Source organism: Enterobacter cloacae complex sp. 402C9 (assembly GCF_050030745.1).
Classification (GTDB): Bacteria; Pseudomonadota; Gammaproteobacteria; order Enterobacterales; family Enterobacteriaceae; genus Enterobacter; species Enterobacter intestinihominis.
Map to the genome: position 1 here is coordinate 988,379 of NZ_JBLGUW010000001.1, position 12,723 is coordinate 1,001,101.

At 54.5% G+C, this 12,723-nt stretch carries 14 protein-coding genes and 1 pseudogene; 11 read left to right on the top strand and 4 right to left on the bottom strand.

Annotated elements, in window-relative coordinates; genetic code table 11:
* Positions 1–35: 35 nt before the first annotated feature.
* The gene (locus tag ACQG1K_RS04685; RefSeq protein ID WP_022647199.1) at positions 36–662 is read left to right on the top strand and encodes a helix-turn-helix domain-containing protein; all 627 of its coding nucleotides are present in this window, start codon (positions 36–38) and stop codon (positions 660–662) included.
* Between the two features lie 2 nt (positions 663–664).
* Here the strand turns inward: ACQG1K_RS04685 and ampH are convergent, their stop codons facing one another.
* Complete coding sequence (gene ampH / locus ACQG1K_RS04690) at positions 665–1,825, bottom strand: D-alanyl-D-alanine-carboxypeptidase/endopeptidase AmpH (protein WP_022647200.1); 1,161 nt, start codon at positions 1,823–1,825, stop codon at positions 665–667.
* Positions 1,826–2,029: 204 nt separating this feature from the next.
* Here ampH and ACQG1K_RS04695 point away from each other — a divergent pair, with 204 nt between their 5' ends.
* The 3 genes and pseudogenes from ACQG1K_RS04695 to ACQG1K_RS04705 all read left to right on the top strand — a co-directional run bounded on the left by ACQG1K_RS04695 (position 2,030) and on the right by ACQG1K_RS04705 (position 5,008).
* Positions 2,030–2,563, top strand: coding sequence for an isochorismatase family protein (locus ACQG1K_RS04695; RefSeq protein ID WP_023305557.1), 534 nt, complete (start codon positions 2,030–2,032; stop codon positions 2,561–2,563).
* Positions 2,564–2,677: 114 nt separating this feature from the next.
* Positions 2,678–3,898: a peptide antibiotic transporter SbmA gene (gene sbmA, locus ACQG1K_RS04700; RefSeq protein WP_022647202.1), complete on the top strand. Its 1,221-nt coding sequence runs from the start codon at positions 2,678–2,680 to the stop codon at positions 3,896–3,898.
* Between the two features lie 12 nt (positions 3,899–3,910).
* Positions 3,911–5,008 (top strand): annotated as a pseudogene (locus ACQG1K_RS04705) (DUF1615 domain-containing protein).
* On the opposite strand, the gene ACQG1K_RS04710 reads toward ACQG1K_RS04705, so the two are convergent.
* Complete coding sequence (locus ACQG1K_RS04710; RefSeq protein ID WP_003859159.1) at positions 5,009–5,311, bottom strand: DUF2755 family protein; 303 nt, start codon at positions 5,309–5,311, stop codon at positions 5,009–5,011.
* 248 nt (positions 5,312–5,559) lie between these two features.
* On the opposite strand from ACQG1K_RS04710, the gene ACQG1K_RS04715 reads away from it, so the two are divergent.
* Positions 5,560–5,778, top strand: a complete 219-nt coding sequence (locus ACQG1K_RS04715; RefSeq protein WP_022647204.1) for a DUF2754 domain-containing protein — start codon at positions 5,560–5,562, stop codon at positions 5,776–5,778.
* 3 nt (positions 5,779–5,781) lie between these two features.
* Here the strand turns inward: ACQG1K_RS04715 and ddlA are convergent, their stop codons facing one another.
* The gene (gene ddlA, locus ACQG1K_RS04720) at positions 5,782–6,879 is read right to left on the bottom strand and encodes a D-alanine--D-alanine ligase (protein ID WP_022647205.1); all 1,098 of its coding nucleotides are present in this window, start codon (positions 6,877–6,879) and stop codon (positions 5,782–5,784) included.
* A 104-nt stretch (positions 6,880–6,983) separates the two neighbouring features.
* Here ddlA and ACQG1K_RS04725 point away from each other — a divergent pair, with 104 nt between their 5' ends.
* The 5 genes from ACQG1K_RS04725 (at position 6,984) to adrA (ending at position 11,341) form a co-directional block, all read left to right on the top strand.
* The gene (locus ACQG1K_RS04725) at positions 6,984–7,667 is read left to right on the top strand and encodes an extensin family protein (protein WP_023299422.1); all 684 of its coding nucleotides are present in this window, start codon (positions 6,984–6,986) and stop codon (positions 7,665–7,667) included.
* Between the two features lie 169 nt (positions 7,668–7,836).
* The gene (locus ACQG1K_RS04730) at positions 7,837–9,051 is read left to right on the top strand and encodes a multidrug efflux MFS transporter (RefSeq protein ID WP_046620581.1); all 1,215 of its coding nucleotides are present in this window, start codon (positions 7,837–7,839) and stop codon (positions 9,049–9,051) included.
* Between the two features lie 208 nt (positions 9,052–9,259).
* A complete protein-coding gene (iraP, locus tag ACQG1K_RS04735) occupies positions 9,260–9,520 on the top strand; it encodes an anti-adapter protein IraP (RefSeq protein ID WP_003859148.1) in 261 nt (86 codons plus the stop codon).
* Between the two features lie 294 nt (positions 9,521–9,814).
* Positions 9,815–10,135, top strand: coding sequence for a phosphate starvation-inducible protein PsiF (psiF, locus tag ACQG1K_RS04740; protein WP_023299425.1), 321 nt, complete (start codon positions 9,815–9,817; stop codon positions 10,133–10,135).
* 102 nt (positions 10,136–10,237) lie between these two features.
* Positions 10,238–11,341: a diguanylate cyclase AdrA gene (adrA, locus tag ACQG1K_RS04745; RefSeq protein ID WP_048966048.1), complete on the top strand. Its 1,104-nt coding sequence runs from the start codon at positions 10,238–10,240 to the stop codon at positions 11,339–11,341.
* A gap of 16 nt (positions 11,342–11,357) precedes the next feature.
* On the opposite strand, the gene proC is transcribed toward adrA, so the two are convergent.
* Positions 11,358–12,167: a pyrroline-5-carboxylate reductase gene (gene proC, locus ACQG1K_RS04750; protein ID WP_038415461.1), complete on the bottom strand. Its 810-nt coding sequence runs from the start codon at positions 12,165–12,167 to the stop codon at positions 11,358–11,360.
* Positions 12,168–12,264: 97 nt separating this feature from the next.
* On the opposite strand from proC, the gene ACQG1K_RS04755 reads away from it, so the two are divergent.
* Positions 12,265–12,723 carry a YaiI/YqxD family protein gene (locus ACQG1K_RS04755; RefSeq protein ID WP_022647211.1) on the top strand — a complete coding sequence of 153 codons (459 nt, stop codon included), beginning with the start codon at positions 12,265–12,267 and terminating at the stop codon, positions 12,721–12,723.

The window sequence follows — 12,723 nt, forward strand, 5'->3', positions numbered from 1 at the left end:
AAAGAACCGACATATACAGATGACTTGAGGTATGCATGAACGTTAATGCGAAACCACTTTCTGAATTAAGCCGGCTCATAAAGTGTCTGGAAGTCGCCGGTACCCCATTTAAAACGGAACCACAACAATTTATAACTACCGGCAATAATGATGATGAACCATTGACATTTGTAATACAATCCGGCCTGACAGTCGTTCACCGTAAATCAGATGAATTACTCGTGGGTATTGCACGGGCACCCTATATTCATGGATTAAGTGCATGGATTAATGACAGCTATCTTGAATATTCCCTGATGGCACAAACACCTTGTACCGGATTTTATTTGCCAGCCTCTACTGCATGCGAAATTATTCAAGAAGCGCAACTCTGGCAAGAAGCATTCTGCTGGCTTTCATGGCTAAATCATTTACTGGGAAAACGTGATATCCAGCTGGTCGGAAATAATTCGTATAGCCAAATTCGGGCGATGCTAATCAATATGGCCGAGTGGGATGACACGCTACGCTCAAAAATTGGTGTGATGAATCATATTCAGCGTAGCACGCGTATATCACGTTCGGTGGTTGCGGAGGTTCTGGCGGCGCTGCGTCAGGGGAACTACATCAATATGAGCCGGGGCAAACTGATCAGTATCAACCGTTTGCCCACGGACTATTAAGCTCAGTTAGCGGCCGTAAGTACCTGCGCTTTATTGGCGCTCAGCTCGGCTACAAGGTTATTTACGCCATCACTCATATTCACGAAGCGGGTGTTCGGTGACCGGGTGACCACCACAAAAGCGCCCACGTTTGATTGCGGAATCATCGCCATGTAGGTGATGAATCCGCCACCCCCACCGGTTTTTTGAATAATACCCGGGCGACCATCTTTTGGCGCCATATATACCCAGCCCATGCCGAGGGCATCGGCTTTACCGGGAACATCCATACCGATGACGCGACGTAACTGAGCACGCTGGTAGATGAGCGTCTGCATTCGGTCGGCCTGATTACTGCGCGCGTAAAAATCCGATGAGAGGAACTGTTGCATCCAGCGCATCATGTCGCCAGGTGTAGAGTAAACCCCACCGCTGCCAATGGCTGCCAGCGTGTTATTACACGGGCTGGCCCCTTTTTCCGCCACCATCAGACGCTTGCACTGGTCCGGGGAGGGGGTGTAAGTAGTATCTTTCATCCCGAGCGGACGCGTGATTTGCTCTTCAAACAGCTGAGGGTAAGGCTTACCTGATGCCGTTGCTAACGCGTCGGCCAGCAGATCAAACGCCAGGTTAGAATAGCCAGCCTGAGAACCCGGAGCCGATTTCAGCGTTGCGGTGCTCAGGTAATTCCAGCGTTGTTCGCGAGTTGGCCAGACAAAGACAGGGCGATGCGCAGCGCCACCGGGCTGTTCTCGCGGCAGGGCGCTGGTATGGGTCGCCAGGTTCACCAGCCTGATCGGCGTTCCCTGATATGTCGGAACGCGAGCGCCGGGTGGCGCATATTTGCTAAGTGGATCGTCGAGTTTTACCACGCCCTGATCGAGCAATTTCACCAGCATTTCGCTGGTCATCAGCTTGGTTATCGACGCGACACGGATAACGGAATCCAGCTGCGGGCGAACGTTATTTCCCGGTCGTGTTTCACCGAAGCTGCGAAACACCCGCTGGTTACCGTCGATCACGACCAGCGCCATTCCCGTCGCACCACTGCCGTAATAAATAAGGTTCGCATAGCGATCGGCAATGTCAGAGGCCAGAACCGGTGCCGTCAGAGGCTGTGCTGCCTGGGCGGTGGACAGGCTCACCGCACACAGCGCGGCGAAAGAGAGCAGACAACGTTTCAACGAAAAGCATCCATCCAGTGAATAAGGAGAGTTACGGGTAGTTATACTACTAATCGGCGTCGGGCAATCGTCCGATTTGCATAACGATAGCGAGAAAAACGTAACCGTGGGTAAATTTGCACAATTTACTTACGGCCAGACTCCCATTTTGTGACATCGGGCTTATGATAGTCACCAGTTACATTCATTATTGCGGAGAACGGTATGTCTGAAAAGCGTGTGGTTTTGGTGGTTGATATGCAGAATGGGGTGTTTAAGACGCCGCGCCATCAGAGTGAGAAATGTGTCTCACTGATCAATCAGCTTACCCAGGCTGCTGAGGCCGTTATTTTCATACAGCATACTGAAGCTGGCGGGCTAGAGGAGGGGAGCGAAGGGTTTGCATTGCTGCCCGATCTCAACCAGCCGGCAGGGGCGTTTTACGTCACGAAGACCGCTTGCGATGCCTTCTATAACACTTCGCTCGAGGCACTGTTGCGCGAACAGGAGATCGATGAATTTATTATCTGCGGCTGCGCGACGGATTATTGTGTCGATGCCACCTTTAAAAACGGTGTCAGCCGGGGCTACCACATCACGGTTGCGGAGGATGCCCACACCACGGCCAATCGTCCAGCGGCCGATGCCCAGGTTCTGATCGCGCACTATAACGATGTCTGGCGTAACTTCATCGCCCCTGCCAACCCGCCTTCGGTGAAACGCACCGAAACAATTCTTGAAAACTGGAAAGCGAACTAATAATTCACCCGCAGGTCTGACTTTTTTGCCTGAGCCGGGAGGCTGGCCCAGGCAAGGTTTCGTGTGGCGATATGTTAAACACAGCAACAGCCATAACAACAAGAAGGAAGCACAATGTTTAAGTCTTTTTTCCCAAAGCCGGGGCCCTTTTTCCTGTCGGCATTTATTTGGGCACTGCTGGCTGTCATTTTCTGGCAGGCCGGTGGCGGCGCGTGGCTGACCCGTCTTACGGGGGCAACGGGCGACATTCCCATTAGCGCTGCGCGCTTCTGGTCCATGAGCTATCTGCTTTTCTACGCCTATTACATGCTCTGCGTGGGGCTTTTTGCCATGTTCTGGTTTATCTATTCGCCTCACCGCTGGCAATACTGGTCGATTCTCGGCACGTCGTTAATCATCTTTGTCACCTGGTTCCTGGTGGAAGTGGGCGTGGCGGTCAACGCCTGGTATGCGCCGTTTTACGATCTGATCCAGACGGCGCTGAGTTCGCCGCATAAAGTGACCATTAACCAGTTCTACCATGAGGTGGGGATCTTCCTCGGCATCGCCCTCATCGCCGTGGTGATCGGCGTGATGAATAACTTTTTCGTCAGTCACTATGTGTTCCGCTGGCGTACCGCGATGAACGAACACTATATGGCGCACTGGCAGCACCTGCGTCATATCGAAGGTGCCGCACAGCGTGTGCAGGAAGACACCATGCGTTTTGCCTCTACACTCGAAGATATGGGCGTGAGCTTTATTAATGCCATCATGACGCTGATCGCCTTCCTGCCGGTGCTGGTGACGCTCTCATCCCACGTTCCGGAACTGCCGATTGTCGGCCATCTGCCGTACGGCCTGGTCATTGCCGCGATTGTCTGGTCGCTGATGGGAACGGGACTGCTGGCAGTGGTGGGGATCAAGCTGCCGGGGCTGGAATTTAAAAACCAGCGCGTGGAAGCGGCCTACCGTAAAGAGCTGGTGTATGGTGAAGACGATCCCAACCGTGCGTCACCGCCTACCGTGCGTGAGCTGTTTGGCGCCGTACGTCGTAATTACTTCCGCCTCTATTTCCATTACATGTATTTCAATATCGCGCGCATCCTTTATCTTCAGGTTGATAACGTTTTCGGGTTGTTCCTGCTGTTCCCGTCCATCGTTGCGGGTACGATTACACTCGGTCTGATGACCCAGATCACCAACGTTTTTGGTCAGGTTCGCGGTTCGTTCCAGTACCTGATTAGCTCCTGGACTACGCTGGTGGAGCTGATGTCCATCTACAAACGTTTACGCAGTTTCGAGCGTGAGCTGGACGATAAGGATTTGCAGGAAGTCACCCATACATTAGGTTAAAAAGGAATTGCTATGCCATTTGCCGTACCACGTGCATTACCGCTGACGTTACTCGCCGCCGTCGTGCTGGCGGGCTGTGCCGAGAAAGGGGCTACCCCGCTCAAAGAAGGGGAGAAGCCCGTTGATGTGGCGAGCGTGGTGCGGCAAAAAATGCCCGCCAGCGTAAAGGATCGCAGTGAGTGGGCTGATGCGCTGGCAACGACCTTCAAAAGTCAGAAGATCGCGCCTACCGAGGAGAACATCTGCTCGGTGCTGGCGGTGGCGCAGCAGGAATCGATGTATCAGTCAGATCCTGTTGTGCCTGGCCTGAACAAAATCGCCTGGAAGGAGATCGACCGCCGGGCCGAATCGATGCATATCCCGGTTTTCCTGGTACATACCGCCCTTAAAATCACCTCGCCAAACGGTAAAAGCTACAGCGAACGGCTGGATACGGTGAAAACCGAGAGGCAGCTCAGCGCCATTTTCGATGATTTCATCAATATGGTGCCGATGGGGCAGAAGCTGTTTGGCTCGCTGAATCCGGTACATACCGGCGGTCCGATGCAGGTAAGCATCGCATTTGCGGAAAAGCATACCGACGGCTATCCGTGGGATATCGACGGTACGGTGCGTCAGGAAGTCTTCTCCCTGCGCGGTGGGCTGTGGTTTGGGACGTATCACCTGCTGAATTATCCGGCCAGCTACGATAAACCGCTGTATCGCTTTGCCGACTTTAATGCGGGCTGATATGCCAGCCGAAATGCAGCCTTCCAGAATGCGGTAATCCGAGCCAGCGGTGTGAAGCTCGCTTTGGATGGCGATCTCATTGCTTACGGCAGCAGCGAGGCAGGGTCCACCGAACGGGCAGTGCGAAAACTTTCGACGAAGCTGGAGATGAGCAACAGTGACATTCGCCGACAGCTGGAGAAGGGTGACAGCCTGGCGTTTGAGAAAACGGATCTGTATAAGCAGGTTTTCGCGCTTGCAGAGAAGAAAAGTGGAAAGGCACTACCCAGAGCCATTCTGCCAGGCATTCAGCTTGAAAGCCCGAAGATCACGCGTAACCTGACGACCGCATGGTTCGCAAAACGCGTGGACGATCGTCGGGCTCGCTGTATGGGACTGTAATCAGTGGCGGTTGCGCCAGCGCAGCACGAGCGCAATCACGCCCAGAACCATGCTGCCCGCGAGGAAGGGAATGAGCCCGAATACGGTGCTCACGCCTAAACCGATTTCAACGCGCGGGCGGCCGGTATCCTGCACCTGCATCAGATGCTCATACACGCCAGGGGCATGCACCAGCATGTTCAGCAGTTGGGTTCCTGCCCAGAAACAAAACAGAACAAACAGGGCATAGGCAATATTCCCCGCCGTGGAGGTTTTTGGTTGTTTTCCGCCAAAAATCGGTTTCGACAATGTAAAGTCTGCCATAAGACCTCCCGAAAATATCACTCTGTTTTAATACGCGTCGTACAGGGTGAGTGTGACAGGTCATAGCATTTGTCAATATCAGAATCGTGGGAAATTCGGCTCAGGATTTCTCCTGGATTGTCGATTTCTGCATCACGTCACAAATTGATAACATAAGTGAAACTACGCTGCTTTTCAGAATTTACGTATCCGCCACAGACGGCTTTATCAAACTGTGAGAGGATAGTTTTTTTTCTGCCGGAGTTGTCATGAAGCTCACTTCCAAACTACGCCGTGACTGGCATTACTACGCCTTTGCGATCGGGCTGATCTTTATACTCAACGGTGTTGTCGGGCTGCTGGGATTTGAAGCGAAGGGCTGGCAAACCTATGCGGTTGGGCTGGTGACCTGGGTAATCAGTTTCTGGCTGGCGGGATTCATTATCCGCCGTCGTCCCGATGAGACGACGGCAGAGAAAGCCGACTAACCGTCAGTTAACAGAGCTTTTCAGGGCGCTGTCAGCGGCGTGACGCTCCAGCGCCAGTTCAATCAGGCGGGTGATCAGTTCTGGATAGCTTATTCCGCTGGCCTGCCACAATTTCGGGTACATGCTGATATTGGTAAAGCCCGGCAGGGTGTTGATTTCGTTAATCACCACCTCGTTATCCGCCGTCAGAAACACATCGACGCGCGCCATACCACTGCATCCCAGCGCCTGATAGGCTTCAACGGCGATCGCCCGGATCTTGTCGTTAACGTCAGGATCGAGCGCGGCGGGAACCACAACCTGGGCACCTTTGTCGTCAATATATTTGGTGTCGTAGGAGTAGAAGTCGCTATTCAGCACCACTTCACCACAGGTACTCGCCTGCGGGAAGTCGTTACCCAGTACGGCGCACTCAATTTCGCGCCCGTTAATTCCCTGCTCAACCACCACCTTGTGGTCAAACTCAAAGGCCAGACGAACGGCATCGTTAAACTGTGCTTCGCTGGTGACTTTGCTGACGCCGACGGACGAGCCCTGATTCGCCGGTTTCACGAACAGCGGCAGGCCGAGTTGCGCCTGGATCTGCGCGAAGCTGTGTTTATCGCGGTTGGCGCGAGTGAGCGTGACGAACGGGGCAATATTCAGACCGGCGTCGCGCAGCAGACGTTTAGTGACGTCTTTATCCATGCAGGCGGCAGAACCCAGCACATCGGAGCCGACAAACGGCAGGTTCGCCATCCGCAACATGCCTTGCAGGGAGCCGTCTTCGCCCAGCGTGCCGTGAACGATAGGGAACACCACGTCAATCTGTGCCAGCGCCTGCGCGTTCCCGGCATCGATAAGCTGTCCCTGTGCCACGCCTGGAACCGTTGCGACGCTGATATCAGAAGGATTAAGGGCGATGCGCGCCGGATCATCAGCGTGTAACAGATACTGGCTGGCATCGTTAACATGCCATTGGCCCTGTTTATCAATGCCCAGCAGCACCACGTCAAAACGGCTTTTATCAATCGCATCAACGATATTTTTAGCCGATTGCAATGACACCTCGTGCTCTGATGATTTTCCCCCAAAGACAATACCTACGCGCTGCTTTGCCATCTCACTCTCTTCCAGTCTGACGAAAAGCCAATAACATACCACGATGCCCGGCGGGTTTCGCGGCCTTCTGCCATAATGTTTTGAGGGATGTTGAAGGGGGGCGCGTGAAAGGAAAAGGTCTGCTTATTCTTATTGTTATTGCCGGGATCGCCACGGTGGGCTACCGCTGGTTGCCGCCGCATTACAACCCTTTCGTGCCGCTTACGCTTGACGATCCGCCTGGAAAAATAACCCAGTTTAAACTCCGGCGCTTAACGCCGCAGGCGTGCGAAAACCTGTTAGCGCAGGCGAATCAACGCCAGCTTATCCGTACCCAGGCGGTCGCTGACAGCGCCGGTGAGTGTCCGCTGAGTAACGTGGTGCGCGTGCGCGATTTTGGCCCGGTCAGCCTCAACGGCAGCTTTATTGCCAGTTGCCCGCTGGCGTTAAGCTCGGCGCTGTTTGTCAGCCAGCAGGCCCGGCCGCTCACCAAAACCTGGACCGGCAGCGAGCTTACGCGTATTGAACATCTGGGCAGCTTCGCCTGCCGCAATATCTACAGCCGCCCGGATGCGCGGCGCAGCGAACATGCCACGGCGGATGCGCTGGATATCAGCGCTTTCAGGCTGGCAAACGGACAGCGTGTTACCGTCCTCAACGGCTGGAAAGCGGAAAAGACGCAGCCCTGGCTACAGGCGCTGCTGTCGGCAAGTTGCGGCTATTACGGTAACGGTCTGGGGCCGGACTACAATGCCGCCCATGCCAACCATTTCCATCTGGGAATGCGCGGCTATGGCTTATGTCGATGAAGCATAATCTTCCGCCGAAAATTGGATAGATTGTGACTTATCTCACAAATATGATGACTGGGAAGATAAAACACCAAAGTCTGCAAGGCCGCATCTCTGGCGCTATGTCATTGCGCGTAACTTGCTAATCTGTCGGCGAATTCGCCTAAAAATGAAGACTATTTCTGTTATGGAATCCTGGAAAGTTAACCTCATTTCAGTCTGGTTCGGCTGCTTCTTCACCGGACTGGCTATCAGCCAGATATTGCCCTTCCTGCCGCTTTACGTGTCGCAGCTGGGGGTCACTTCCCATGAAGCGCTCTCTATGTGGTCCGGCCTGACGTTCAGCGTGACGTTTCTGGTGTCCGCCATTGTGTCACCGATGTGGGGCAGCCTTGCGGATCGCAAGGGGCGCAAGTTGATGCTGCTCCGCGCCTCGCTGGGGATGGCGATAGCCATTTTGCTCCAGGCCTTCGCCACCAACGTCTGGCAGCTGTTTATTCTGCGGGCGATAATGGGGCTGACCTCCGGGTACATTCCGAATGCCATGGCGCTGGTGGCCTCACAGGTACCGCGCGAGCGGAGCGGCTGGGCACTCAGCACGCTTTCCACGGCCCAGATTAGCGGTGTAATTGGCGGCCCCCTGCTCGGCGGCTTCCTGGCTGACCATGTTGGGCTGCGCGCGGTCTTTATCATTACCGCCATCCTGCTAACGGTCAGCTTTCTGGTCACCCTTTTTCTGATTAAAGAGGGCGGTCGGCCTGTCGTCAGCAAATCAGAACGCCTGAGCGGAAAGGCGGTTTTCGCCTCGCTACCTTATCCTGGCCTGATGATTAGCCTTTTTGTGACAACGATGGTGATCCAGCTCTGTAACGGCTCGGTGGGACCGATTCTGGCGCTGTTTATCAAGTCGATGGCACCGGACAGCAGCAACATTGCTTTTCTGAGCGGGATGATTGCCGCCGTGCCGGGCGTGTCGGCGCTGATGTCCGCTCCGCGTCTGGGGAAACTGGGCGACAGGATCGGTACGGCACGCATTCTGATGGCAACGCTCATCATTGCGGTGATCCTTTTCTTTGCCATGTCGTTCGTCACGACACCGCTTCAGCTCGGGGTGTTGCGCTTCCTGCTTGGCTTCGCGGATGGTGCAATGCTGCCCGCTGTACAGACGCTGCTGGTGAAATATTCCAGTGACCAGGTAACCGGCCGCATTTTTGGCTACAACCAGTCGTTCATGTATTTAGGCAACGTAGCGGGCCCGCTTATTGGCGCCTCGGTCTCGGCGATGGCGGGTTTCCGCTGGGTATTTGCCGCGACGGCGGTGGTGGTGCTTCTTAATATTATTCAACTGGCCTTTGCCTTGCGCCGTCGCCGGCGAATCGCTGAGGCAAAGTCAGCCAGGTAAACACGATAATATATTATTAATTCTTATGATGGCCGCATTTTTATATAACGAAATGCGGCTTCTGTCTTTTAGAAAAACGTTTCGCTTGCGCTCCGAAATATCTTTTTTGGCAGCAATGTCACTTTTGCATAAGATAAAACCAATCCATGCTTTTCATTATTCAGTGAGGGTGTTAATTTCAGGGGAAATCACATAAGGACATAGCACCATGAAAAATCTCATTGCTGAGTTGTTGGTTAAGCTTGCCCAAAAGGAAGAAGAGTCGAAAGAGCTGGTTGCCCAGGTCGAGGCGCTGGAAATCGTTGTAACGGCGCTGCTGCGACAGATGGCAAAACCAGAGCAGGAGGCGTTGATCGACAACGTTGAAGGCGCGCTGGAAAAAGCTCGCCCTGATTCACAGGTGCCTGCAGAGGACGCGGAGCTGCTTCAGCAATACGTAAAGAAGCTTTTAAGGCATCCTCGCAGTTAACCGGCCAGAGGTGAAATGACGTGTCACAGAATTGTCATGCAGGATGCCTGGCGTCGCTCTGTTTTTATTTTTACCCTGTTACCATGGGGAAATTAAAATGAAGCAGAGCACACTTTTCACCGCATTAAACTCGCTCGTAATTACCTCCTCCGTTCCTGCGAAACCGGTTAATAATAAACGCGCTGCGACGGGACTGAAATAACCCTGGATCACGGTGAAAATCATGGCCGCAGGGTGGTTTTTTTCCCGTAACGAACCAGACTTAACGTGGAACTTCACATAAAGGATGGTGCAATGAAAACAACAATACTGGTTACCCTGCTCTCTGGCCTGTGTCTGATCGCCTCAGCACATGCGGAAGAGAAAACGTTAACGCCCCAGCAGCAGCGCATGACGACCTGTAACCAACAGGCGACCTCGCAAAGTCTGAAAGGGGATGCCCGTAAAACGTATATGAGCGGCTGCCTTAAAAATGGTACGACCAAACCGGGTGAAAAAAGCCTGACCCCGCAGCAGCAAAAAATGCGCGAGTGCAATGCCCAGGCGACACAGCAGATGCTGAAAGGCGACGATCGCAGCAAGTTTATGAGCGCGTGCCTGAAAAAACAGGCGTAGTGCTAACGGGTGAGCCACGGCTGTGGCTCACCCAAAATTTCATACTTTCCCCGCTATCCCCCTCTCTATAATTTGGGAAAATGTTTCAGAATATTCCCAAAAATGATGAATGATGAGTTTTATGACAATCACGAGAACATTCGGGAAGCGTGGTATCAGCAGCTTTCTCAGGATGACTCATACCGTTCCGGTCTGCGATTTGCCTGGCGAATACGGCTGGCACGCATCGTTGGTCTGGCGGCGCTGTTTGTTCCGCTTGCCAGCGTTCTGGTGAGTCAGCTTCTTTCTGGCGTCTGGTGGTTGCTATTGGTGGGCTGGGTCTTTGTCTGGCCCCATCTGGCCTGGCAGCTGGCTTTTCGTTCGACCTGCCCCCACAGCGGTGAAATCGTTAATCTGAAAATCGATGCCATCATTGCTGGCGTCTGGATGGGCTTAATAGGGTTCAATGCGCTGCCAACGGCGGCGCTGATCGTGATGATCGGCATGAACATGATGGGATCGGGGGGATGCCGCTTATTTCTGACAGGACTTGCGCTGCTTGCTCTGTCTGCCCTGCTCACCGTGCAATCCACGGGTACTCCTGTGCTATTGACCTCTGAACCGCTGGCGTTGTGGCTGACGCTCCCCGTGCTGGTGGTCTACCCCATGCTGTTTGCCTGGCTCAGCCACCGCACGGCGATCCGGCTGGCAGAGCATAAGCGTCGGCTTGAGCTGATGAGTACCCGCGACGGAATGACCGGCGTGTTCAATCGCCGTCACTGGGAAACGTTGCTGCGTAACGAATTTGAGGCCTGCCGTCGCAGCCATCGACAGGCGACGATACTGCTCATCGATATCGATCACTTCAAGACGATCAACGACACCTGGGGGCATGACGTGGGGGATGAAGCGATTGTCGCCATCACGCGCCAGCTTCAGCTGACCCTGCGCGCAGGCGATTATATTGGCCGCTTCGGGGGAGATGAATTTGCGGTGATCATGTCCGGCACGCCTGCCGACAATGCGATTGCGGCGATGGCGCGCGTCCATGAAAGGCTGGTCAACATGCCGCTACACGGAGCACCTATGGCGAGGTTGTGTATCAGCGTTGGGGTTGCCCCCTGGGGGGCGCAGTTCACGCACTATCGTGAATGGCTAAAGGCCGCGGACGTGGCCCTCTATAAAGCCAAAAATGCCGGACGGGGTCGCACCGAAGTGGCCGCCTGACGCCCGGCGTTACGCATCAGGACTTACTCAGCTTCTCTGATTTTTCCATGCATTTTTCCATCGCCTCGATCACGGCGGAGCGGAACCCGCGCTCTTCCAGCACGCGCACGGCTTCAATGGTTGTGCCACCCGGCGAGCACACCATATCTTTCAGTTCGCCCGGATGTTTACCCGTTTCCAGCACCATTTTGGCCGAGCCCATCACCGCCTGCGCCGCAAATTTGTAGGCCTGCGCGCGCGGCATACCGCCAAGTACGGCGGCATCGGCCATGGCTTCGATAAACATAAAGACATACGCCGGGGCAGAACCGCTCACGCCGACAACCGGGTGGATCATCGGTTCGGCAATCACTTCCGCTTCGCCGAAGCAGCGGAAAATGTTCAATACATCCGCCACCTCTTCAGAAGTAACCAGCGCGTTTGGGGTAACGGAGGTCATACCGGCATTTACCAGCGACGGGGTGTTTGGCATGGCGCGAACAATCTTACGGTCGTGCCCCAGCGCGCGGGCGAGCTGGTCGAGGGTCACGCCTGCGGCAATCGACACCACCAGGCTCTCTTTGTTCAGGCTGGAGGTGATCTCGCTCAGGACTTTAATCATGATATTCGGCTTAACGGCGCCAAAGACAATGTCCGCCACCTGAGCCACTTCCTGCGCGCTTTCGGCGGCGTTGATACCATACTCATCACGCAGCGCCGCGACTTTATCCGGGGATGGGGTATAGACCCAAATCTGCCCCGGCAGCACCTGGCCGCTGGCTATCAGTCCACCGAGGATAGCTTTACCCATGTTTCCGCAGCCGATAAACCCGATTTTCTTATCCATCACGTATCTCCGTTATTATGCGTTGTTATCTCTCATTGATAGCTTAACAACGAAATGCAGGCGACAATAGTCGCCAGAATCATAATGGGGAGACACTATGGCGATTTGGGTTGATGCGGACGCGTGTCCGAATGTGATTAAAGAGATTTTATTCCGCGCCGCCGAGCGGGTGCAGATGCCGATGACGCTGGTGGCGAACCAGAATATCCGCGTGCCGCCCTCCAGGTTCATTCGTTCTCTGCGCGTGCCGGCCGGGTTCGACGTGGCAGATAATGAGATAGTACGCCTGTGTGACGCAGGAGATCTGGTGATCACCGCGGATATCCCGCTGGCTGCCGACGTGCTGGCGAAGGGGGCCGCGGCGCTTAACCCGCGCGGAGAACGCTATTCGCCGGCAACGATCCGGGAGAAGCTCACCATGCGTGATTTTATGGATACCCTGCGTTCCAGCGGCGTGCAAACCGGTGGGCCGGACAGCCTGTCGCAGCGCGATCGCCAGCAGTTTGCCGCCGAGCTGGATAAATGGCTGCTGGAAGTGAAGCGCCGCCCGGCGTAG